The 21579-nt window shown below is 71.2% G+C and carries 21 protein-coding genes, 2 pseudogenes and 1 riboswitch; of the genes and pseudogenes, 12 read left to right on the forward strand and 11 right to left on the reverse strand.

Annotated elements, in window-relative coordinates; all coding sequences use genetic code 11:
* Positions 1–55 precede the first annotated feature (55 nt).
* From A5700_RS18350 to A5700_RS18365, 4 genes and pseudogenes are all read right to left on the reverse strand, one after another.
* A pseudogene (locus A5700_RS18350) lies at positions 56–514 on the reverse strand (transglycosylase family protein); the annotation flags it as partial.
* Between the two features lie 13 nt (positions 515–527).
* Positions 528–736, reverse strand: a riboswitch (cyclic di-AMP (ydaO/yuaA leader).
* A 206-nt stretch (positions 737–942) separates the two neighbouring features.
* Positions 943–1224 (reverse strand): MoaD/ThiS family protein, encoded by a 282-nt coding sequence (locus A5700_RS18355; protein ID WP_068065071.1) that lies wholly within the window; start codon positions 1222–1224, stop codon positions 943–945.
* Positions 1217–2299 (reverse strand): GTP 3',8-cyclase MoaA, encoded by a 1083-nt coding sequence (gene moaA, locus A5700_RS18360; protein ID WP_068065075.1) that lies wholly within the window; start codon positions 2297–2299, stop codon positions 1217–1219. Before moaA ends, A5700_RS18355 begins: the two co-directional genes overlap by 8 nt.
* Positions 2296–2697 carry a YccF domain-containing protein gene (locus A5700_RS18365; protein WP_068065077.1) on the reverse strand — a complete coding sequence of 134 codons (402 nt, stop codon included), beginning with the start codon at positions 2695–2697 and terminating at the stop codon, positions 2296–2298. The genes moaA and A5700_RS18365 overlap by 4 nt, the downstream gene beginning before the upstream one ends.
* A gap of 163 nt (positions 2698–2860) precedes the next feature.
* Between A5700_RS18365 and A5700_RS18370 the strand changes: the two genes are divergently transcribed.
* Both A5700_RS18370 and A5700_RS18375 read left to right on the forward strand, forming a co-directional pair.
* Positions 2861–3268, forward strand: a complete 408-nt coding sequence (locus A5700_RS18370) for a cold-shock protein (protein WP_068065082.1) — start codon at positions 2861–2863, stop codon at positions 3266–3268.
* Positions 3269–3299: 31 nt separating this feature from the next.
* On the forward strand, positions 3300–4304 hold the full coding sequence (locus A5700_RS18375) for a glutathione S-transferase family protein (RefSeq protein WP_068065085.1): 1005 nt from the start codon (positions 3300–3302) through the stop codon (positions 4302–4304).
* 9 nt (positions 4305–4313) lie between these two features.
* Here A5700_RS18375 and A5700_RS18380 read toward each other — a convergent pair whose 3' ends face one another.
* Together A5700_RS18380 and A5700_RS18385 are read right to left on the reverse strand one after the other, a co-directional pair.
* On the reverse strand, positions 4314–4802 hold the full coding sequence (locus A5700_RS18380) for a DUF2771 domain-containing protein (protein WP_068065089.1): 489 nt from the start codon (positions 4800–4802) through the stop codon (positions 4314–4316).
* Positions 4799–6451, reverse strand: a complete 1653-nt coding sequence (locus A5700_RS18385; protein WP_197502710.1) for an MFS transporter — start codon at positions 6449–6451, stop codon at positions 4799–4801. Before A5700_RS18385 ends, A5700_RS18380 begins: the two co-directional genes overlap by 4 nt.
* 130 nt (positions 6452–6581) lie before the next feature.
* Between A5700_RS18385 and A5700_RS18390 the strand changes: the two are divergent.
* A pseudogene (locus A5700_RS18390) lies at positions 6582–7358 on the forward strand (DUF3027 domain-containing protein); the annotation flags it as partial.
* A 253-nt stretch (positions 7359–7611) separates the two neighbouring features.
* Here the strand turns inward: A5700_RS18390 and A5700_RS18395 are convergent.
* Positions 7612–7887, reverse strand: a complete 276-nt coding sequence (locus A5700_RS18395) for a DUF2530 domain-containing protein (RefSeq protein WP_068065142.1) — start codon at positions 7885–7887, stop codon at positions 7612–7614.
* A 172-nt stretch (positions 7888–8059) separates the two neighbouring features.
* Here A5700_RS18395 and A5700_RS18400 point away from each other — a divergent pair, with 172 nt between their 5' ends.
* The 3 genes from A5700_RS18400 to A5700_RS18410 are packed head-to-tail and all read left to right on the forward strand — an operon-like array spanning position 8060 to position 9622.
* Positions 8060–8491, forward strand: coding sequence for a MarR family transcriptional regulator (locus A5700_RS18400; RefSeq protein WP_068065093.1), 432 nt, complete (start codon positions 8060–8062; stop codon positions 8489–8491).
* Positions 8488–9333: an RNA methyltransferase gene (locus A5700_RS18405; RefSeq protein ID WP_068065096.1), complete on the forward strand. Its 846-nt coding sequence runs from the start codon at positions 8488–8490 to the stop codon at positions 9331–9333. Before A5700_RS18400 ends, A5700_RS18405 begins: the two co-directional genes overlap by 4 nt.
* Before the next feature lie 10 nt (positions 9334–9343).
* On the forward strand, positions 9344–9622 hold the full coding sequence (locus tag A5700_RS18410) for a DUF2537 domain-containing protein (RefSeq protein WP_068065102.1): 279 nt from the start codon (positions 9344–9346) through the stop codon (positions 9620–9622).
* Here the strand turns inward: A5700_RS18410 and sepH are convergent.
* Entirely contained in the window at positions 9619–10383 is a 765-nt protein-coding gene (gene sepH / locus A5700_RS18415) for a septation protein SepH (RefSeq protein ID WP_068065105.1), read from the reverse strand. The two genes, A5700_RS18410 and sepH, sit on opposite strands and share 4 nt — an antisense overlap.
* Positions 10384–10500: 117 nt before the next feature.
* The gene (serC, locus tag A5700_RS18420) at positions 10501–11622 is read right to left on the reverse strand and encodes a phosphoserine transaminase (RefSeq protein ID WP_068065108.1); all 1122 of its coding nucleotides are present in this window, start codon (positions 11620–11622) and stop codon (positions 10501–10503) included.
* A gap of 222 nt (positions 11623–11844) precedes the next feature.
* Here serC and A5700_RS18425 point away from each other — a divergent pair, with 222 nt between their 5' ends.
* Together A5700_RS18425 and A5700_RS18430 are read left to right on the forward strand one after the other, a co-directional pair.
* Complete coding sequence (locus A5700_RS18425) at positions 11845–12870, forward strand: diiron oxygenase (protein ID WP_068065111.1); 1026 nt, start codon at positions 11845–11847, stop codon at positions 12868–12870.
* Positions 12871–12889: 19 nt separating this feature from the next.
* Positions 12890–14572, forward strand: a complete 1683-nt coding sequence (locus A5700_RS18430) for an FAD-dependent oxidoreductase (protein WP_068204916.1) — start codon at positions 12890–12892, stop codon at positions 14570–14572.
* Positions 14573–14589: 17 nt separating this feature from the next.
* On the opposite strand, the gene A5700_RS18435 is transcribed toward A5700_RS18430, so the two are convergent.
* Positions 14590–15711 carry a citrate synthase 2 gene (locus A5700_RS18435; protein ID WP_068065120.1) on the reverse strand — a complete coding sequence of 374 codons (1122 nt, stop codon included), beginning with the start codon at positions 15709–15711 and terminating at the stop codon, positions 14590–14592.
* A gap of 116 nt (positions 15712–15827) precedes the next feature.
* Here A5700_RS18435 and pdxH point away from each other — a divergent pair, with 116 nt between their 5' ends.
* The 4 genes from pdxH (at position 15828) to A5700_RS18455 (ending at position 20194) form a co-directional block, all read left to right on the forward strand.
* The gene (pdxH, locus tag A5700_RS18440) at positions 15828–16454 is read left to right on the forward strand and encodes a pyridoxamine 5'-phosphate oxidase (RefSeq protein WP_197502711.1); all 627 of its coding nucleotides are present in this window, start codon (positions 15828–15830) and stop codon (positions 16452–16454) included.
* Between the two features lie 29 nt (positions 16455–16483).
* Positions 16484–17365, forward strand: coding sequence for an amidohydrolase family protein (locus tag A5700_RS18445; protein ID WP_068065128.1), 882 nt, complete (start codon positions 16484–16486; stop codon positions 17363–17365).
* 105 nt (positions 17366–17470) lie between these two features.
* Positions 17471–18775 carry an MFS transporter gene (locus A5700_RS18450; protein ID WP_068065130.1) on the forward strand — a complete coding sequence of 435 codons (1305 nt, stop codon included), beginning with the start codon at positions 17471–17473 and terminating at the stop codon, positions 18773–18775.
* Between the two features lie 123 nt (positions 18776–18898).
* Positions 18899–20194, forward strand: a complete 1296-nt coding sequence (locus A5700_RS18455; protein WP_082959705.1) for a citrate synthase — start codon at positions 18899–18901, stop codon at positions 20192–20194.
* Between the two features lie 13 nt (positions 20195–20207).
* On the opposite strand, the gene A5700_RS18460 is transcribed toward A5700_RS18455, so the two are convergent.
* Positions 20208–21579, reverse strand: a 1372-nt coding sequence (locus A5700_RS18460) for an NAD(P)/FAD-dependent oxidoreductase (RefSeq protein WP_068204919.1), incomplete at its 5' end; no start/stop codon positions are given.

Consider the following 21579-nt stretch of genomic DNA (forward strand, 5'->3'; position numbering starts at 1 on the left):
ACGCGATCGACAACAGCGCGTTCGATCGCGAATGCACGCCCGGCTACTACAACAACGAGGGCGGCGGCGCCAACGGCGCGGGCAGCCCGTTCATGCCGGGCGCGTCGAGCGGCGCGTCCAGGCCCGCCGGGGCCGGGACCTCGCGCGGGGTGGGGCCGGACAGGGGCCCACCGCAGACGGGCCACGCGCCGCGGCCCTGCGTCGCCAGGACCCGCTCGGCGACGGCGATCTGCTGTTCCTTGCTGGCCAGCTCGGCCGACGGCGCGAATTGGCCGCCGCCGTGGGCGGCCCAAGTGCTGGCGCTGAACTGCACGCCTCCGTGATAACCGTTGCCGGTGTTGATTCCCCAGTTTCCGCCGGACTCACAACGGGCAACCTGATCCCATTCGCCATCGGTGGCCGCGAAGGCCTGACCCGCCATGGCGACGCTGCCGCCACCGAGAACCGCGCCGGTGACGGCGATCTTGGCGACGCTGATGTTTGAACTGCTGGGTTTACGGTGACGTCCACTCATAGGCGCCGATATGTTCCTCTCTCGTCACGCGCCTGCGAGGTCAGCTGTCGGGTTCGGGTCGGAGAGGCCACCCGGCCTGCGCCGTCGCGAGACGGTGCGGGCTTCACCCCAAGGGGCCGCGAGCGGCCCCGGTCCGGTCACGGTGGACCGGTGGGTCCCCCGTCTCCATCCATGTGGGTCGGTGTCCCCCGCCTATTGGATGGAGCTCGGCGCGACAGGCGGGGAGGCCGCCAAATCGGTTGGCTTGGCGAGCCTTGGGAGACGGTAACGGTTTCCGTTGGTCTCGTCACGTCTTGGGAAACCCGGCGTTTCCCTCTCGGCCATCTGCGAAAACCGCAGGAGGGCACGGACTTTGCGCAGGTCATCGCACGCGAGACCGAGGCGTGATCGCGCCGTTATCCTTCCGTTACGTGAGATATGTCACAGGATTACCCACCCGCGAAGGGGGGTAAGACGTCGATCGTGTTACCGCCGCGCAACGGGGCGGTCTCGTCACGGACCGCGATGCCGTCGCACAGATACGAGCATCGGCTCAAGACGGCGGCCAGCCGCGAGCCGCGGGCGGCCAAGCGCTCCACGAGTTCTGCCACCGTGGTGCCGGGCCGCAGCGTCAGCGTCTCGCTCTCCGACCCCGCGGCCGCGCACGCCGCCGCGAAGTAGCGCACGGTCACCGCGATGCCCTCCGGGCCGGCGTCGGCCGGGCTAGCCACCGATCGCGCTCATCGGCCGGTCCGGCTGGACGAAGCCCGGGTCGTTGATGCCGTGGCCGGCGGGCTTACGCCACATCGTCGCGCGCCAGGCCGCCTCGATCGCCTCGTCGGGGCTCCCGTCGCGCAGCATTCCCCGCAGATCGGTCTCCTGCGCCGAGAACAGGCAGCTGCGGATCTGTCCGTCGGCTGTGAGCCGGGTGCGGTCGCAGGTCGAGCAGAAGGCGTGCGAGACCGACGCGATGACGCCGAACTTCCCGCCCGGCGTGCCCGGGCCCGTGTCGGCGAGCCACAGCTCGGCGGGGGCCGATCCGCGCGGAGCCGGATCGGGCCGCAACCGGAAGTGCGGGCGCAGCGCCGCCAGCACGTCGTCGGCGGTGAGCGCGGCGTCCCGTCGCCAGTGATGGCCGGCGTCTAACGGCATCTGTTCGATGACCCGCAGCTGGTAGCCGTGGTCCAGGCAGAACCGCAGCAGCTCGACGACGTCGTCGCGGCCGGTGACCGGGTCCAGCACCGCGTTGACCTTGACCGGCGTGAGCCCCGCCTCCCGGGCGGCCGCCAGGCCCGCCAGCACGTCGGCCAGCCGGTCGCGGCGGGTGATGGCGGCGAAGTGGCGCCGGTTCACGCTGTCGAGTGAGACGTTCACGCGGTTCAGGCCCGCTCGGGCGAGTCCGGCCGCCCGACGCGCCAAGCCCACGCCGTTGGTGGTCAACGAGATCTCCGGGCGCGGCCGCAGTGCGGCCGCCGCCGCCACCACCGTCTCGAGATGGCGGGCCAGCAACGGCTCGCCACCGGTGAACCGCACACCGGTGACGCCCAGGCGGGTCACCGCGATCGTGATGAGCCGGGCCAGCTCGTCGGAGCGGAGCAGGTGCTCGCCGGGCAACCAGTCCAGCCCTTCGGCCGGCATGCAGTAGCTGCACCGCAGATTGCAGCGGTCGGTGAGCGAGATGCGCAGGTCGGTGGCGACCCGCCCGTAGCTGTCCAGCAGCGGCCCGCTCGCCGGCGCCGCGCCCGGGCCCGGCGAGCCGCCGAGGCGGCTCGGCACCACGGGGACGCCCAGCGTCGTCAGCGTCATGCGGCCACCGACGCGTAGTGGGGCGGGTCGACGGCGACGATCTGTTTGCCCAACGGCATCAACGAGACCGGGATCAGTTTCAGGTTGGCCAGCGCCAACGGAATCCCGACGATGGTCACCGCCATCGCGGCCGCACTGAGCAGATGGCCGATCGCCAGCCACGCCCCGAACAGCACCACCCAGACGACGTTGCCGATCAGGGTGCCGGTGCCCGCGGTCGGCTTGTCCACGATCGTGCGCCCGAACGGCCACAGGGCGTAGGCGGCGATGCGCAGCGACGCGAAGCCGAACGGGATGGTGACGATCAGCAAGAAACTGATCAGCGCCGCGACCAGGTATCCGAGCGCCATCCAGAGGCCGCCGAATACCAGCCAGATGATGTTCAGGATCAGGCGCATGTCACCTCCACGGGTACTGCCCAGCCTACCGAGTGACGCACCACGGGGGTGCTCCTGGAGCGAGCCGCCGAGTAGGATCAAACTTCATCACGGCGTCCTGCGCAGGCGGGACGCTTATTGTGTTGCCCATTCTAGTGATCCGTCAGACAAGCAGGTGAGACCAGTGCCGACCGGCAAGGTTAAGTGGTACGACGCCGACAAGGGGTTTGGCTTCCTGTCGCAAGAGGACGGCGAAGACGTCTACGTCCGTTCTTCGGCGTTGCCGGCCGGCGTCGAGGGGCTCAAGGCGGGCCAGCGCGTGGAATTCGGCATCGCTTCCGGGCGACGCGGGCCGCAGGCGTTGAGCCTCAAGCTGATTGAACCGCCGCCCAGCCTGACCAAGACGCGGCGCGAGGCTCCCGCCGAGCACAAGCACAGCCCCGACGAGCTGCACGGCATGGTCGAGGACATGATCACCCTGTTGGAGAGCACCGTGCAGCCCGAGCTGCGCAAGGGGCGCTACCCCGACCGCAAGACGGCGCGCCGGGTTTCCGAGGTGGTGCGGGCGGTCGCCCGGGAGCTGGACGCCTAGCCCGGCGCGGCGGTGGGGCACAATCGTCACCATGGCCGCCTACGTAGCCGGGACGGGTGAGTTCACCCGCGACACCAACTACATCGCCAGCCGCGTCACCGCCGACGGGCGCGACGGGTACCCGGTCGAGCCCGGCCGGTACCGGCTGATCGTCGCCCGCGCGTGCCCGTGGGCCAACCGCGCCATCATCGTCCGTCGGCTGCTCGGCCTGGAAGACGTTCTCTCCATTGGGTTTTGCGGACCCACCCACGACGAGCGGAGTTGGACGTTCGACCTCGATCCGGGCGGTGTCGACCCGGTTCTGCAGATCCCGCGGCTGCAGGACGCCTACTTCAAGCGCTTTCCCGACTACGCCAAGGGCATCACCGTTCCGGCGCTCGTCGACGTGCCGAGCGGGGCGGTGGCGACCAACGACTTCGCGCAGCTGACCATCGACCTGTCCACCGAGTGGAGCCGGTATCACCGCGACGGCGCGCCCGCGCTGTATCCCGAACCGCTGCGCGCCGAGATTGACGAGGTGAACCAGCGGGTCTACACCGAGATCAACAACGGCGTGTACCGCTGCGGCTTCGCCGGGTCGCAGGACGCCTACGAGGCGGCCTACGACCGTCTGTTCACGGCGCTGGACTGGGTGAGCGAGCGCCTCGCCGGCCAGCGCTACCTGGTGGGCGACACCATTACCGAGGCCGACGTGCGGCTGTTCACCACGCTGGTGCGCTTCGACCCGGTGTATCACGGCCACTTCAAGTGCAACAGAACCACATTGACCGAGATGCCGGTGCTGTGGGCGTACGCGCGCGACCTGTTCCAGACGCCGGGCTTCGGCGACACCGTCGACTTCGTCCAGATCAAGCAGCACTACTACATCGTGCATGCCGACATCAACCCGACCGGCATCGTCCCGAAGGGCCCGGAGCTGGGCGGCTGGTTGACCGAACACGGACGAGAGGCGTTGGGCGGCAGGCCTTTCGGTGACGGCACGCCGCCCGGCCCACCGGTGCCGGGGGAGCGGGTCGAGCCCGGCCACGGCGCCTGAGCCGGGCCGTCAGAAGCTAACCCGCACCGACCATTCCGCGTGCGGGGCCTCGCGCAGCTCGCCGGCGGGGTCCACCACCAGCGTCAGCAACTGCACGACGATGCCCGTCAGCCGGCCGCCGTGCGGGTCCACCGAGGGGATGGTCACCGCGAACCGGGTGTTCGGCCGGAAGATCGTGCTGGTGGTGTTGGCGGGATCCTCGTACACCTGCAGCAGCCGCCACGGCGCCCGGTAGATCGCGTCGGGCACCGACAGCTGCACCGGATACCGCTCGGTGACCCTCAGCTCGCCCTGCGCCTGCGGCGTCTGGCAGTCGTCGAGGTTGAGCACGTTGCAATAGAGGTAGGGCCCCACCCGGGTCAGGTGCCCGTGCGAATACGCGCTGATCTCAGGGCGATCCGGACCACGGTCGCGCACCAGCAGCCAGGTGCCCACGCCGGCGGCGACGCACGACAGGATCAACAGGCCGGCGAGCAGCACGGCCAGGCCGCGCCTCACTCCGCAACCGCCGCCGCGCCTTTGGCGCCGCGGCGCACACCCTCCTGCTCGACCATCACCGGCCTGTTACCTCCCAGTCCCGGGATCAGCGAGTTGCCGCGAAAGCTGACCAGCGTCTGCGCCAGGCCGAGAATCAGCAACGCGGTGACCGCGGTGAACCCGACCCACAGTTCCGTGTAGACCATCACACCCAGCGCGCCACCCAACACCCAGGCCAACTGCAAGGTCGACTCCGAGCGCCCGAACCCCGACGCCCGCGACTCCTCGGGCAGGTCGTTCTGCAACGAGGCGTCCAGCGAGGCCTTGGCGATCGCGCTGGAGCCGGAGGTGACGAGCGTGGCGATCACGGCCACCGTGAGATTACCGGCGACCGACGCCGCCAGCGCGACGGCACTGACGGCCACCGTGCAGCGCACCACCAGTGCGGCCGGGCGGCCCAGCTTGAGGCGCGCGCTGGTGAAGTTGCCGGCGAAGTTGCCGATGCCGGCCGCGGCGCCGATCATGCCGAGCATCGCGACCTGGGCCCAGCCGCTGGACTGGTGCGCCTTGGCGACGAACGCCGGATACAGGAACAGAAAGCCGACCATGACCTTGATGGTGCAGTTACCCCACAGTGAGGTGATGATGTTGCGGCCCAACGGTTGTCGCAGCGTGCCGCTGACCTTCTTGACCTCCTGCCACCCGCTGCGGCGCGGCTCGTCGTCCTGGCGGTAGCTCAGGGTGGCCGGCACCTCACCGGCGGTCACCTCGACCCACCGCGGGATCCGCATGGACAGCAGGGCGCCGGCCACCGTCACCGCGACCACGACGAACAGCGCGCCCGGCAGCTTGAACAGGTGGGTGCCGGCGAATTCCACCCCGCCCGCGATGGCCCCGCCCGCGATGGTGCCGCCGAGCAGGCCGAACATGGTCAGCCGGGCGTTGACCCGGACCAGGTCGATGGTCGGTGGCATCACCCGGGGCGTCACCGCGCTGCGCAGCACGCTGAACGACTTAGAGAACACCATCATCGCCAGCGCGCAGGGGTACAGCACCATCGACGGGTAGCTGCCGCTGGCGCCGTCGTAGTTGAGGATCAGCACCAGCGCCAGGGCGGTGCGCAGCGCGAACGACGCGGCGAGCGCCACCCGGCGCCCGTGCTGCAGCCGGTCCAGCGCCGGACCGATCAGGGGGGCGATCACCGCGAACGGGGCGATGGTGATCAGCAGGTACAGGGCGACCCGGCCCTTGCTTTCGCCGGTCGCCGCGGCGAAGAACAACGTGTTGGCCAGCGCGACGGCCATGGCGGCGTCGACCGCGAAGTTCGCCACCACCGGCCAGGTGAGCGCGGTGAGCCCGGATTTGTCGGCGCCGTCGGCGGTCGCGGCCCGCTGCACCATCCAGTACATCCGCGAACCCATTTCGCGGCTGCGCTGCGCCGCCGCCCGGGTGACCGTGATCCGTTCGCTCGCGGCCGCTTCCCGCGGGGGCGCGCTGCCGCGCTCGGGCGCCGGCTGCTGCCCGAGCGGCGGCAGGTAGCGGTTGGCGCTCGGCGTCGGAGCGGACCGCCGCGGCCGCCGGTGGGCGTCCTCGTCGGCGGGGTAATTGGCCGTTCCCGGATGACGGTTGGCGGCCCCGTCGGGGGACCGGCGGCCCGGGTTGGAGGCCACCCGGCCGGGATCGTGTTGCCGCCGTCCAGACACGCCCCGATTCTCCCCCATGCGGGCTCCTGGCGTCTGCAGGCAACCGGGTGTGGCACGCCAACCTAGTATTGGAACCGCACTGCAGGAAGGGGAGAGCGTGACCGGACCCGACGAGGAATCCGCCGTGGCGACCGTGGCCGAGTGGCCCGAGGGGTTGGCCGCGGTGCTCAGGGGTGCGGAAGAACAGGCCCGGGCCGCCATCGAGGAGTACAGCGGCGGCGAGACGGTCGGCGATTACCTGGGCGTCGACTACGAGGACCCGACCACCGCGACCCACCGGTTCCTGGCGCACCTGCCGGGCTACCAGGGCTGGCAGTGGGCCGTGGTGGTGGCCGCCTACCCCGGCGCCGACCACGCCACCATCAGCGAAGTGGTGCTGATCCCTGGCCCGACGGCGCTGCTGGCGCCGGAGTGGGTGCCCTGGGACCAGCGGGTCCGTCCCGGCGACCTGAGCCCCGGCGACCTGCTCGCCCCGGCCGCCGACGACCCCCGCCTGGTTCCCGGCTACACCGCCAGCGGCGACCCGCAGGTCGACGAGACCGCCGCCGAGGTGGGGCTGGGCCGGCGCTGGGTGATGAGCAGCTGGGGCCGGTCGGAGGCCGCCGAGCGCTGGCACACCGGCGAATACGGCCCCGACTCGCCGATGGCCCGGTCCACGAAGCGGGTGTGCCGCGACTGCGGCTTCTTCCTGCCGCTGTCGGGCTCGCTCGGCGCGATGTTCGGGGTGTGCGGCAACGAGCTGTCGGCCGACGGGCACATCGTCGACAAGCAGTACGGCTGCGGCGCGCACTCGGACACGCCGGCGCCCGCGGGCACCGGTTCGCCGGCGTACGAGCCCTACGACGACGGAGTCCTCGAGGTGACGGCCGGCCCGCCGCCGGCCGAGCCCGGGGATGCCGCCGCGCAGGAAACGCCCGCAGCGCCCGAGCCGGGTGAGGCCGCCGCGCCGGAAACGCCCGCAGCGCCCGAGCCGGGTGAGGCCGCCGCGCCGGAAATGCCCGCAGCGCCCGAGCCGGCCGAGCCGGCGGCGCAGGAAACGCCCGCAGCGCCCGAGCCGGAGCAGCCCCACGGCGAGCCGACGCCGGACGCGCCGCAGCCGCCCGACCCCCAGGGCTGACGCCCGCGGGCTACTCGCGCCTGAGGTAGTTCTCCAGGCCGGCCTGCGCACCGCGCGCGCCGCGGCGGGCCGCGGCCAGCTGCCACAGGAAGATGCTGGTGCCGAGCACCCCGACGCCCAGCCCCGCCAGCGTCAGCGGCCGCCAGCTCTGCAGGCTCGGCACCAGGAACGCGGCCGCCGTGGCGACCAGCCAGCCCACCGCGCCGAGGCCGATGAACGGCCACACGTTGAGCAGCGCCGCGGGCAGGGGCGGCGCCTCGCGCGGGCGATCGGAATCTGCGGGCATCGCGACCAACATAGCCCGCCGCGCCCGCCGCCGCCGCGCGGGATCGGTGCGGCTGCTGAGCGTTTCGGTGATTGTCGCCGCGGCGCACAGCCGTGGCACACCGGCGCGGCGCGAAGCCCGTCGTTCACCGTTTCGTATCACGATCCCGCAGGCTTGCGTGTACCCTCGCGCCATGCCTGACAGCGATGCGCGGCTGGCCAGCGACCTGTCACTGGCTGTCATGCGGTTGGCGCGCCAACTGCGGTTCCGCAATCCCTCGTCGCCGGTGTCGTTGTCCCAGCTGTCCGCGCTGGCGATGCTGACCAACGAGGGCCCGATGACGCCCGGTGCCCTAGCGATCCGTGAACGGGTGCGGCCGCCGTCGATGACGCGGGTCATCGCCTCGCTGGCCGACATGGGGCTGGTGGACCGCGCGCCGCACCCGGTCGACGGCCGGCAGGTGCTGGTCTCGGTCTCCGAATCCGGCGCCGAGCTGGTCAAGGCCACCCGGCGGGCCCGTCAGGAGTGGCTGGCCAAGCGGCTGGCGACGCTGGACAGCGATCAGCGCGACGTCCTGCGCAGCGCGGCCGACCTGATGCTGGCGTTGGTCGACGAAGGCCCGTGAGCGACGGGACCGACGGCCTGAACGTGGCGGACGTCGACGACCCCGACGACCCCAGGCTCGACGACTTCCGCGACCTCAACAGCGTCGACCGCCGACCCGATCTCCCCTCGGGCAAGGGCCTGGTGATCGCCGAGGGCGTGCTCGTGGTCCAGCGGATGCTGGCCTCGCGGTTCGACCCGCACGCCCTGCTGGGCACCGACCGGCGGCTCGCCGAACTGCGGGACGACTTGGCGGGCACCGGAATTCCGTACTACCGGGCGTCGGCCGACGTGATGGCGCGGGCGATCGGGTTCCACCTCAACCGGGGCGTGCTGGCGGCCGCGCGGCGACCGCCCGAGCTCGGCGTCGATGAGGTCCTCGACGGCGCCCGCACCGTCGCGGTCCTCGAAGGCGTCAACGACCACGAGAACCTCGGCTCGATCTTCCGCAACGCCGCCGGGCTGGGCGTCGACGCGGTGGTCTTCGGCAGCGGCTGCGCCGACCCGCTGTACCGGCGCGCCGTGCGAGTGTCGATGGGTCACGCGCTGCTGGTGCCCTACGCCCGGGCGACGCGGTGGCCCGAAGCCTTGGAAACGCTGCGCGACAACGGGTTTCGGCTGCTGGCGATGACCCCGCGGCCCACCGCCTGCGCGTTGGCGGAGGCGATGACGGCGGCGCGCGATGGGCGGGTGGCCGTGTTGGTGGGCGCCGAGGGGCCGGGCCTGACGCCGGCCACGCTGCGATCCAGCGACGTGCTGGTGCGCATCCCGATGGCGCGCGGCACCGACTCGCTCAACGTCGCGACAGCGGCGGCGCTGGCGTTCTACGAACGGGCCCGCGTGACCGACGTCGCGTCGGGTTAGGCTTCCGCGGATGAAGACCGAGTCCGTTCCCTGGGCAACGGGTTTGACGGTGGCGGCCTTCGTCGCGGCCGTCACCGGCGCCGCGGTCGTCGTGCTCAGCCTCGGGCTGATCCGGGTGCACCCGCTGCTGGCCGTCGGGCTCAACGTCGTGGCCGCCGGGGGATTGGCGCCGACGTTGTGGGGATGGCGCCGCACGCCGGTGCTGCGCTGGTTCGTGCTGGGCGCCGGCGTGGGTGTGGCGGGCGCCTGGCTCGCGCTGTTCGCCCTGGCCGCCGCCAGCCGCGGCTAGCGCTGCCCGCCGGAGCGCACGCCGAGCAGCACGTCCTCCCACGCCGGGATGACGGGCTTGCCGCGACGCGAGTGCACGGGCTTCTCGTCCGGCGCGGCCGCCGCCGGCGCCGGCGCGACCGCCGGTTCCTGGAAATCGACGTGGGCGACCCGCGCCACCGGCCGCAGGGGCTGCTCGAAGTCCGGGTCGATCAGCGCGCTGGCGGCGTCGTCGATCGCCGTGACGGTCCCGCCATGGGCGCCGGGGCTGAACGAGAAGTGCGCCAGGTTGTCCGACCGGCCCACCTTCCAGGCGAGTTGAACGGTCCAGCGATTGTCCTCGTTGCGCCAGGCGTCCCAGCTGAGCTTGTCGTGATCGAGCCCGCGGGTCACGAAGGCGGCGCTGACGGTCTCGAGCAGGGTCAGCACCGAGGGGCCGTCGGCCAGCATGGGATGCGCGGCCGTTGCCAGCTCCGCGGCGCGGAACCGTTCCAGCAGCACCGGGTGCGCGAAGCGGCGCACCCGGGAAAGCTCCGAGCCCGACGCCGCGGCGACCTGTTCGACGGACGCGCCGGCACGAATCTTCGCCTGAATCTCTTTGGGGCTGAGCATGTTGGTGACTTCTATCTCGAGCTGCGGTTGCTCGGGGTACTTTTTCTCGCCGCGCAGGACGGTCCGCAGTTCGTCGTCGGCCTTCAGCCTGAACCGCTCCTCGGGGCCGTCGCCCTCGCAGATCAGGTATTTGCTGTCGGCGTCGAGCCCCACCACTTTGAGTTCCCGCATGGTTTCTCCTCGCAGGCTCCGTGCAGGTCGGCGACGGACCCGTCAGGTCCGCACTTTAGCCCAGCCCCGGCCGTTCGCCGGTCCTGACACGCTGGGCGGTCAAGGGACGGTTGCTGGCTAGTGGAGCCGCTCGACGACCCAGTCGATGCACTGCGTCAGGGCGCTGACGTCGTCGGGGTCGACGGCGGGGAACATGCCCACCCGCAATTGGTTGCGGCCGAGTTTGCGGTACGGCTCGGTGTCGACGATGCCGTTGGCCCGCAGCGTCTTGGCGACGGCCGCCGCGTCGACGTCGTCGACGAAGTCGACGGTGCCCACCACCTGCGATCGCAGGGCGGGGTCGGCGACGAACGGCGTGGTGAAGGACCGGTCCTGTGCCCAGGAGTACAACCGCTGCGAGGAGTCGGCCGTGCGCTTGACCGCCCAGTCCAGGCCGCCGTTGCCCAGCAGCCAGTCGACCTGCTCGGCCATCAGCGCCAGGGTGCCGACCGCCGGGGTGTTGTAGGTCTGGTCCTTGAGGCTGTTCTCGACCGCGATGGGCAGGGAGAGGAAGTCGGGCACCCACCGGCCCGACTCGGCGATCGCGCGGACCCGGTCCAGCGCCGCGGGGCTGAGGATGGCCAGCCACAGGCCACCGTCGCTGGCGAAGTTCTTCTGCGGAGAAAAGTAGTAGGCGTCGGTCTCCGCGATCTGCACGGGCAGCCCGCCCGCCCCGGAGGTGGCGTCGATGAGGACCAGGGCGTCGCCGGCATCGGCGGGACGGCGGACCGGCACCGCGACGCCGGTCGACGTCTCGTTGTGCGCCCAGGCGATGGCGTCGACCGACGGGTCGCCCTGCGGCGCGGGCGCGCTGCCCGCGTCGGCCTTGATGACGACCGGGTCACCGACGAACGGGTTGCCAGCGACGGCGGCGGCGAACTTCGAGCTGAACTCGCCGAAGGACAGGTGCAGCGAGCGCTTGTCGATCAACCCGAACGCCGCGGCGTCCCAGAAGGCCGTCGCGCCGCCGTTGCCGAGGATCACCTCGTACCCGTCGGGCACGGCGAACAGCTCGGCGAGGCCCTTGCGCACGCGGCCCACCAGGTTCTTCACCGGGGCCTGCCGGTGCGAGGTGCCGAACAGCGGGGCGGCGGTGCTGGTCAGCGCCTGCAACTGTTCGGGCCGCACCTTCGACGGGCCACACCCGAAGCGGCCGTCGCGGGGTTTGATGTCTGCGGGGATCTCGAGCTGGTCAGCCATGCTCCCCAGGGTAGTGAGCCGACCTGAACGGGCGGTGTGGCGGCCCGTCTCGCCGGTCCGTCGCGGACGCCGAAAGTTTCGTCCGGTGTGATCCAGGGCATAGAAATTTCGTGACCGCCGGTCAGGTCACATGGCGAAGAGGGCCCTGGAACATATCCGGTACCTGCGGTACTGTCTGGACATAGCAAGGCCAAATGTAAACCTCGTTGGGGAGGACTGAAGATGGCTAGGACGCGACTCGTTCGACGCTGGCGCCGCAACATGGAGGTGCGCGACGACACGGAATACGTGAACACTCTCGCCACCCTGTCCGAGGGGTCGGTGCGCCGTAACTTCAACCCCTACACCGACATTCACTGGGATTCCCCCGAATTCGCCGTCACCGAGAACGATCCGCGGTGGATCCTGCCGCAGACCGACCCGCTGGGAAGGCACCCCTGGTACCTCGCGCAGCCCGACGAGCGCAAGATCAAGATCGGCATGTGGCGGCAGGCGAACGTCGCCAAGGTGGGGTTGCACTTCGAGTCCATCCTGATCCGCGGCCTGATGAACTACACGTTCTGGGTGCCCAACGGCTCCCCCGAATACCGTTACTGCCTGCACGAATCCGTCGAAGAGTGCAACCACACGCTGATGTTCCAGGAGATGGTCAACCGCATCGGCGCCGACGTGCCGGGCATGCCCCGGCGCCTGAAGTGGCTCTCGCCGCTGGTGCCCCTGGTGGCCGGGCCGCTGCCGGTGGCCTTCTTCATCGGTGTGCTGGCCGGCGAGGAGCCGATCGACCACACGCAGAAAAACATTCTGCGCGAAGGCAAGTCGCTGCACCCGATCATGGAGCGGGTGATGGCGATCCACGTCGCCGAAGAGGCGCGGCACATCTCGTTCGCCCACGAGTTCCTGCGCAGGCGGTTGCCGCACCTGACCAAGCGGCAGCGGTTCTGGACCGCGCTGTACCTGCCGCTGACCATGAAGGTGCTGTGCCGCGCGATCGTGGTGCCGCCCAAGCAGTTCTGGCAGGAGTTCGACATCCCGCGCGAGGTCAAGAAGGAACTGTTCTTCCGGTCGCCGGAGTCGCGGAAGTGGTTGAGCGACATGTTCGGTGACGTGCGGATGCTGGCCTACGACACCGGCCTGATGGAGACTCGCTCGGCGCGGTTGATGTGGAAGCTGTGCAAGATCGACGGCAAGCCGTCGCGGTACCGCAGCGAGCCGCAACGCCAGCACCTGGCCGCCGCGCCGGCCGCTTAGGGCGCACGGGAAATCGGCTATGCCGCATGTGATCACCCAGTCGTGCTGTAACGACGGGTCCTGTGTCTTCGCGTGCCCGGTCAACTGCATCCACCCGACGCCGGACGAGCCGGGGTTCGCCACCTCGGAGATGCTCTACATCGACCCGGTCGCCTGCGTGGACTGTGGTGCCTGCGTGAGCGCCTGCCCGGTGGGGGCCATCGCGCCCGACAGCCGATTGGATGCCAAGCAGCTGCCGTTCGTCGAGATCAACGCCTCCTTCTACCCGAAGCGTCCCGAGGGCGTGAAGCTGCCGCCCACCTCCAAGCTGGCCGCGGTGCTCCCGGCCGCCGAGGTGCGGCCCCGGCGGGGGCCGCTGACCGTGGCCGTGGTGGGTTCCGGACCCGCGGCCATGTACGCCGCCGACGAGCTGCTCACGCAGAAAGGCGTGCGGGTCAACGTCTTCGAGAAACTCCCCACGCCCTACGGACTGGTTCGCGCGGGGGTTGCACCGGATCACCCGAACACCAAGCGCGTCACCCGGTTGTTCGACCGGGTCGCCGAGCACCGCGGGTTCCGCTTCTTCCTCAACGTCGAGGTCGGCAACCACCTGACCCACGCGGACCTGCTGGCCCACCACCACGCCGTGCTGTATGCCGTCGGGGCGCCCGACGACCGCAGGCTGAGCATCCAGGGCATGGGTTTGCCGGGCACCGGGACCGCCACGGAGCTGGTCGCCTGGATCAACGGGCACCCCGAATTCGCCCAGCTACCAGTCGATCTCGGCCACGAGCGGGTGGTGGTGGTCGGCAACGGCAACGTCGCCCTGGACGTGGCGCGGGTCCTCACCGCCGATCCGGACGCCCTGGCCGGCACCGACATCGCCGACCACGCCCTGGCGGCGCTGCGCGGTTCGGCGGTGCGCGAGGTGGTGGTCGCCGCCCGGCGCGGGCCCGCGCACTCGGCGTTCACGCTGCCCGAGCTGATCGGCCTCACGGGCACGGCCGAGGTGGTGCTGAGCGCGGCCGACCATGCGCTGGTGGCGGCCGACCTCGCGGCGGCGACCGACCCGCTGGTCACGCGCAAGCTGCAAATCTTGAGCACGCTCGGCGACGACTCGGCGCCGCCGTCGCGGCCGCGGCTCATCCTGGCCTATCAGCTGACCCCGCACCGCATCCTGGGCGCCGACCGAGCCACCGGTGTGGAGTTCACGCGCACCGGCACCGCGGAGACCCGCCGAATCGAGGCGGGCCTGGTGCTGACGTCAATCGGCTACCGCGGCAAGCCAATTCGTGACCTGCCATTCGACGACGCCGCGGCCGTGGTGCCCAACGAGGGGGGCCGCGTGATCGACCCGGCCACCGGGGCCGCGGTGCCGGGCGCCTACGTCGCGGGCTGGATCAAGCGCGGGCCGAGCGGGTTCATCGGCACGAACAAATCCTGCTCACTGCAGACGGTGCAACGGTTGGTGGCCGATTTCAACGACGGCAAGCTGGCCGACCCGGCGCCCGACCCCGGCGCCCTGGAGGCGCTGGTGCGGGCGCGCCGGCCCGAGGTCGTCGACGCGGCCGGGTGGCGCGCCATCGACGCCGCCGAGATCGCGCGCGGCGACGGCCGGCCCCGCAACAAATTCACCGATATCGCCGACATGCTGGCGGTCGCGGCCACCGCCGAGCCGACACCGCCGCCGCGGCGCGGGCTGCTGTCCCGGCTGATCGGCTGACCGGCCGGCCGCGCGCCTCAGACGTGGGCGAGGTCGCGCTCCCAGCCCTCGACCTCTTCGGGCTTGCGCGGGCCCGGTCCGACGTAGATGGCCGACGGGCGGACCAGCTTGCCGAGCCGCTTCTGCTCCAGGATGTGGGCGCACCACCCGGCGGTGCGCCCGCAGGTGAACATCGCCGGCATCATGGTGGCCGGCACCTGGGCGAAGTCCAGGATCACCGCGGCCCAGAACTCGACGTTGGTCTCGATGGCCCGATCCGGGCGGCGCTCGCGCAGCTCGGCGAGGGCGGCCTGCTCCAGCGCGACCGCTACCTCGTGGCGCGGCGCACCGAGCCGCTCGGCGGTCGCGCGCAGCACCCGCGCCCGCGGGTCCTCGGCGCGGTACACGCGGTGCCCGAAGCCCATCAGCTTGTCGCCGCTGTCCAGGATCTTCTTGACCAGGGCGCGCGCGTCGCCGGTGCGCTCCACCTCTTCGATCATCGGCAGCACCCGCGCCGGCGCCCCGCCGTGCAGCGGGCCGCTCATCGCGCCGATCGCCCCGGACAGCGACGCGGCCACGTCGGCGCCGGTCGAGGCGATCACCCGCGCGGTGAAGGTCGAGGCGTTCATCCCGTGCTCGGCGGCGGACACCCAGTAGGCGTCGATGGCCTCGACGTGCCTGGGGTCGGGTTCACCCTGCCAGCGCGTCATGAAACGCGCTGTCACCGTGGCACATTCGTCGATCACCCGCTGCGGAACGGCCGGCTGATAGATGCCGCGGGCGGACTGGGCGACGTAGGACAACGCCATCACCGAGGCGCGGGCCAACTGGTCGCGCGCGGTGCCGTCGTCGGTGTCGAGGAGGGGCTTGTAGCCCCAGATCGGGGCGAGCATCGCCAGGCCCGCCTGCACGTCGACGCGCACGTCGCCGGTGTGAATGGGCAGCGGGAACGGCTCGGCGGGGGGCAGCCCGCGACCGAATTTGCCGTCGACCAGCAGTGCCCAGACGTCGCCGAACGTGACCTGCTGGCCCACCAGGTCCTCGATATCGACACCGCGGTAGCGCAGGGCGCCGCCGTCCTTGTCGGGCTCGGCGATCTCGGTGGTGAACGCCACCACGCCTTCGAGGCCGGCGACGAAGTTTTCGGGTACTACGGTCATGGGAAAATTCTTGCACCCCCTGCTCGGGGCGATGCTACCGGCCGGTAGCAAGCACCGGTAGCGTTGGCGCGATGGCCGGACCGGACCCCGAAACGGGCAGCGATCACCTGCAGAGAATGCGTGTGGAATACGGATCGGTGGAAAAGGACGGCAGTCCGGACCTCGACGCGGATTGGCTCGACGGCGGCTGGGTCGCGTTGCTGCGCAGCTGGATTCGCGACGCCGAGCAGGCCGGGGTCGCCGAGCCCAACGCGATGGTGCTCGCCACCGTGTCCGACGGCAGGCCCGCCAGCCGCACCGTGCTGTGCAAGAGCGTCGACGAGTCCGGGATCACGTTCTTCTCCAACTACGACTCGGCGAAGGGGGCGGACCTGGCGTCGACCCCGTACGCGTCGGCGACGTTTCCGTGGTACCTGCTCGGCCGGCAGGTGCACGTCCGCGGGCCGGTGACCAAGGTCAGCGCCCAACAGACCGAGGATTACTGGTCCAAGCGGCCCCGCGGATCGCAGCTGGGCGCGTGGGCGTCGCACCAATCCCAGCCGATCGCGTCCCGCGAGGCCCTGCTCGACCAGCTGGCGCAGGTCACCGCCCGCTTCGTCGGCACCGACGCTGTTCCGGTGCCGCCCGGCTGGGGCGGCTACCTCATCGCCCCCGAGTCGGTGGAGTTCTGGCAGGGGCGGGAGAACCGGTTGCACAACCGCATCCGGGTCGTCGGCGGGCGGGTCGAGCGGCTGCAGCCCTAGCGGACCCGCCTCGGCTAGCTTGAGCCGTGATGGACGAGACGCAACAGGTGCGCGCGCTTTGGCAGTCACTCGGGCTGCCCGGCGTCGTCGACGTGCACACCCACTTCATGCCCAAGCCGGTCATGGACAAGGTGTGGAAATACTTCGACGACGCCGGCCCGCTGGTCGGGCGGCCGTGGCCGATCGCCTACCGCACCGACGAACAGCAGCGCCTCGGCACGCTGCGGGCCTTCGGGGTCCGCGCCTTCACGTCGCTGGTCTACCCGCACAAACCGCAGATGGCGGCGTGGCTGAACCAATGGGCCAAGGCCTTCGCCGACGCCACCCCCGACTGCCTGCACACCGCCACGCTGTACCCCGAGCCCGGCGCCGAGGACTACGTCCGCGAGGCCGTCGAGTCCGGCGCGCGCGTCGTCAAGGCGCACATCCAGGTCGGGCGGTACAGCCCCACCGACCCGCTGCTCGACGGCGCCTGGGGTGTCATCGAGGACGCCGGCCTGCCGGTCGTCATCCACTGCGGCTCGGGCCCGGTGCCCGGCGAGTACACCGGCGCGGAGCCCGTCGCGGCGCTGCTGACCCGCCATCCCCGCCTGCGGCTGGTCATCGCCCACCTGGGCATGCCCGAATACGCCGACTTCCTCGACCTCGCCGACCGGCACGACGAGGTCCGGCTGGACACCACCATGGCGTTCACCCCGTTCATGGAGGAGACCATGCCGTTCCCCGCGTCGGAGTACGGGCGGCTGCGGGCGCACGCCGACCGCATCCTGTTCGGCAGCGACTTCCCTAACATCCCGCACGGGTTCCTCGACGCGATGCTGGTGTTGACGCGGCTGCCCGGCATCGACGACGCGTGGCTGCGAAAGGTGTTGCACGACAACGCCGCGCAGCTGTTCGAGCTGGACGGCTGAGCGCCGCCGCGCGGGCGCGCCGCGGGGTCAGTCACACTGGGCGGGGGCCCGCGGCGGCCCACTGATGAGCGCCCCGCACGCGGGGCGGGAACGGGGGGCTCGGGCGTGGTGCGGCTTTTCGCGGACACCACACCGCTGCGGGCCCCGGAGTTTCGCCGGTTGTGGTTGGCGGGCGTCCCGACCGTCATCGGCGGCAACCTGACCATCTTCGCGGTCCCGGTCCAGATCTACGCCCTCACCGAGAACTCGGCCTACGTCGGGCTCGCCGGGCTGTTCGCGCTGGTGCCGCTGGTGGTGTTCGGCCTTTTGGGCGGCGCCTGGGCCGACGCCATGGATCGGCGCCGGCTGCTCATCGTCACGTCGTGCGGGCTGGCGCTGGCCTCGCTGCTGCTCTGGCTGCAGGCCGCCCTCGCGCTGAACAACGTGTGGGCGGTGCTGGGGCTGCTGTCCTTTCAACAGGCGTTCTTCAGCGTGAACTCGCCGACCCGCTCGGCGGCCATCCCGCGGATGCTGCCCGGCGAGCAGCTGCCGGCGGCCAACGCGCTGAACATGACCGTCACCCAGTTCGGGGCGATCGCGGGCCCGCTGCTGGCCGGCCTGCTGCTCAGCTGGGTCGACCTGTCGGCGCTGTACCTGATCGACACGGTGACCTGCCTCGCCCCGATCTGGGCGACGTTCCGGCTCGCGCCGATGCCGCCGACCGAACCGGAGCAGGACCGCGGCGCGTCGCGGTGGGGCGTGGCCGCCGTCATCGAGGGGTTCCGCTATCTGGCCGGCAACACCGTCGTGCTGATGTCGTTCGTGGTGGACCTGATCGCCATGATCTTCGGCATGCCGCGGGCGCTGTTCCCCCAGCTGGCGCACCAAAGCTTCGGCGGGCCCGTCGAGGGCGGCTCGGCGATGGCGCTGCTGGCCGCTGCCATGTCGGTCGGGGCGGTGGCCGGCGGGGTGTTCTCCGGCTGGCTGCCGCGGATCCGACGCCAGGGGCTGGCGGTCATGGCCTCCGTCGTGGTGTGGGGCCTGGCGATGGTCGGCTTCGGCGCGGTCAGCGGCACGGCCCACGGGCGGCCCGGACCGGCGCTGTGGGGGGCGTTGGCGTTCCTGGCCGTCGGCGGCGCGGCGGACATGGTGTCGGCGGCGTTTCGGCAGACGATCCTGCAGCAGGCGGCCTCCGACGACCTGGTCGGGCGGCTGCAGGGCGTGTTCACGGTGGTCGTCGCGGGCGGCCCGCGGGTGGCCGACGCGGTGCACGGCGCCGCGGCCGCCGTGGTGGGGACGTCGGCCGCCGCCGCCGGGGGCGGTGCGTTGGTGGTCCTGGGGCTGGGGGCGGCCGCCGCGGCGGCCCCGGCGTTCGTCCGATATCGGGTGCCGAAAGTCGCGAACTCCCAGGATCCCGACCGGGTCACCTGATGATTGATTAAGGAAATTCGCAGACCCGACCCCGCGCGGGCGGCCCGCCGCCAGAACGACTACCTTTTGCAGTAAGCACCAAGTCAGGCAGCCATATCAGCGATGAAGCGCAAAGGGGTTCTCGTGGCCGACACCGATGACACCGCCACTTTGAAGTACCCGGGCGGTGAGATCGATCTGGAGATCGTCAAAGCCACCGAGGGAGCTGACGGCATCGCGCTGGGCTCGCTGTTGTCCAAGACCGGCTACACCACGTTCGACAACGGCTTCGTCAACACGGCTTCCACCAAGAGCGCCATCACCTACATCGACGGCGACGCCGGGATCCTGCGGTACCGGGGCTACCCGATCGAGCAGCTGGCCGAGAAGTCGACGTTCATCGAGGTCAGCTACCTGCTGATCTACGGCGAGCTGCCGAACAAGCAGGAACTGGAGCAGTTCACCCACCGCATCGAGCGGCACACGATGCTGCACGAGGACCTCAAGCGGTTCTTCGACGGCTTCCCGCCCAACTGCCACCCGATGCCCGTGCTGTCCAGCGTGGTGAACGCGCTGAGCTCCTACTACCCGGACGCACTCGACCCGATGGACCACGGCCAGGTCGAGTTGTCGACCACGCGGCTGCTGGCCAAGTTGCCCACCATCGCGGCCTACGCCTACAAGAAGTCGATCGGGCAGCCGTTCCTCTACCCGGACAACTCCCTGAGCCTCGTCGAGAACTTCATGCGGATGACGTTCGGCCTGCCCGCCGAGCCCTACGAGGCCGACCCGGAGATCGTGCGGGCCCTGGACATGCTGTTCATCCTGCACGCCGACCACGAGCAAAACTGTTCGACGTCGACCGTGCGGCTGGTGGGCTCGTCGCGGGCCAACCTGTTCACCTCGATCTCCGGCGGCATCAACGCGCTGTGGGGTCCGCTGCACGGCGGCGCCAACCAGGCCGTGTTGGAGATGCTCGAGCAGATCCGCGAGAGCGGCGACGACGTCGGCGAGTTCGTCCGCAAGGTCAAGAACCGCGAGGCCGGCGTCAAGCTGATGGGCTTCGGTCACCGGGTCTACAAGAACTACGACCCGCGCGCCCGGATCGTCAAGGAGCAGGCCGACAAGATCCTGGCCAAGCTCGGCGGCGACGACGACCTGCTCAACATCGCCAAGGAGCTGGAGGAGAAGGCGCTGACCGACGACTACTTCGTCGAGCGCAAGCTCTACCCGAACGTCGACTTCTACACCGGGCTGATCTACCGGGCCCTCGGGTTCCCCACCCGGATGTTCACGGTGCTGTTCGCGTTGGGCCGGCTGCCGGGCTGGATCGCGCACTGGCGCGAGATGCACGACGAGGGCGACAGCAAGATCGGCCGCCCACGCCAGATCTACACCGGCTACACCGAGCGCGACTACAACGGCATCGAATCCCGCTGACACCAGCGGGCCGTCACAGCGAGGCCAGCACCGCCATCGCGGCGTTGTGTCCGCCGACGCCCGAGACCGCCCCGCCGCGGCGGGCGCCTGACCCGCACAGCAGCACCCGGTCGTGCGCGGTGGCCACGCCCCACCGCCGGGCCGGCGTATCCAACGGTTCGTCCGCGTCGGCGAACGGCCAGGCCAGGCCGCCGTGGAAGATGTGGCCACCGCTCATCCGCAGCGTCCGCTCCAGGTCGTGGGTGGTGGTGGTCTCGATGCACGGCCGGCCCTGCGCGTCGGGCAGCAGCAACGGCTGAATCGGTTCGGCCAGAACCGAATTCAGCGACGCCAGCACCGAGCCGGTCAAGCGGTCGCGCAGCGCCTCGGGGTCGGCGGCGCCGAACAACGCGTGCGGGGTGTGCAGGCCGAACACGGTCATCGTGTGCGCGCCGGCGGCCCGCAGCTGTGCCGAGAGGATGCTCGGGTCACTCAGCGAGTGGCAATAGGCGTCGCACGGGACGGGTTCGGGCACCAGGCCCGCGGCGGCCCGCGAGTACGCCGCGTCCAGCTGCGTGTAGGTCTCGTTGACGTGGAACGTTCCGGCGAAGGCCTGTTCGGGCGTGACCGCGCCGTCGCGCAACCGCGGCAGTCGGCGCAGCACCATGTTGACCTTGACCTGCGCCCCGTCGGCGCGCGGCGCGGGTTGCTCGCCCAGCAGGCCCGCCAGGACCGTCGGGGTGACGCCGGCCAGCACGAACCGCGTCGTCACCCGGTGCTCGTCGTCGCCGATCCGGTACCGCACGTCGCCGCCGGGGTCGACCGCGCACACCTGCGCGCCCGTGACGATGTCGGCGCCGTGGCCGGTGGCCGCGGCGGCCAGCGCCGCGCTGAGCGCGCCCATCCCGCCGACGGGGACGTCCCAGTCGCCGCCGATCAGGTGATACAGCAGACAGACGTTCTGGATCAGCGACGGCTCGTCGAGGCGGGCGAAGGTGCCGATGAGCGCGTCGGTCGCGACGACACCGCGGGCCAGGTCGTCGCCGACCGCCTCGGCGATGGCGTGCCCGATCGGCCGTTCGACCAACGCCCGCCACGCGGCCGCGGCCTGCGGGTCACCGCCCTCGACCACGCGGCGGCGGGCCTGCGCGCGGGTGGGCAGCGGCTCGAGCAGCGTCGGCCAGAGGCGTCGCGTCACCAGTTCGCAGCGCCGGTAGAAGTCGGCGAAGCCCCGGGCGTCTCCAGGAGCGCCCACAGCGGCGAACGCTTCGGCGAGGTTGGCGCCCCCCGCCTCGATCAGCAGGCCCGACCGGCCGCCGTCGGCCGGGTTGGGGGTGTAGGAGGAGTAGCGGCGACGGGCCAGCCGCACGGCGGCGCCCAGGTCCGCGACGATGCGCGGCGGCAGC

Origin of the sequence: Mycobacterium sp. E1214 (genome assembly GCF_001666755.1) — a bacterium.
Lineage (GTDB): Bacteria > Actinomycetota > Actinomycetes > Mycobacteriales > Mycobacteriaceae > Mycobacterium.

Excerpts from the sequence above, each read along its gene's own strand:
- A5700_RS18425 (WP_068065111.1), top strand. The coding sequence starts at position 11,845 with ATGGCTAGGACGCGACTCGTTCGACGCTGGCGCCGCAACATGGAGGTG.
- A5700_RS18395 (WP_068065142.1), bottom strand. The coding sequence starts at position 7,887 with ATGCCCGCAGATTCCGATCGCCCGCGCGAGGCGCCGCCCCTGCCCGCG.
- A5700_RS18445 (WP_068065128.1), top strand. The coding sequence starts at position 16,484 with ATGGACGAGACGCAACAGGTGCGCGCGCTTTGGCAGTCACTCGGGCTG.
- sepH (WP_068065105.1), bottom strand. The coding sequence starts at position 10,383 with ATGCGGGAACTCAAAGTGGTGGGGCTCGACGCCGACAGCAAATACCTG.
- A5700_RS18435 (WP_068065120.1), bottom strand. The coding sequence starts at position 15,711 with ATGACCGTAGTACCCGAAAACTTCGTCGCCGGCCTCGAAGGCGTGGTG.
- A5700_RS18430 (WP_068204916.1), top strand. The coding sequence starts at position 12,890 with ATGCCGCATGTGATCACCCAGTCGTGCTGTAACGACGGGTCCTGTGTC.
- A5700_RS18410 (WP_068065102.1), top strand. The coding sequence starts at position 9,344 with ATGAAGACCGAGTCCGTTCCCTGGGCAACGGGTTTGACGGTGGCGGCC.
- moaA (WP_068065075.1), bottom strand. The coding sequence starts at position 2,299 with ATGACGCTGACGACGCTGGGCGTCCCCGTGGTGCCGAGCCGCCTCGGC.
- A5700_RS18400 (WP_068065093.1), top strand. The coding sequence starts at position 8,060 with ATGCCTGACAGCGATGCGCGGCTGGCCAGCGACCTGTCACTGGCTGTC.
- A5700_RS18375 (WP_068065085.1), top strand. The coding sequence starts at position 3,300 with ATGGCCGCCTACGTAGCCGGGACGGGTGAGTTCACCCGCGACACCAAC.
- A5700_RS18365 (WP_068065077.1), bottom strand. The coding sequence starts at position 2,697 with ATGCGCCTGATCCTGAACATCATCTGGCTGGTATTCGGCGGCCTCTGG.
- pdxH (WP_197502711.1), top strand. The coding sequence starts at position 15,828 with ATGCGTGTGGAATACGGATCGGTGGAAAAGGACGGCAGTCCGGACCTC.
- serC (WP_068065108.1), bottom strand. The coding sequence starts at position 11,622 with ATGGCTGACCAGCTCGAGATCCCCGCAGACATCAAACCCCGCGACGGC.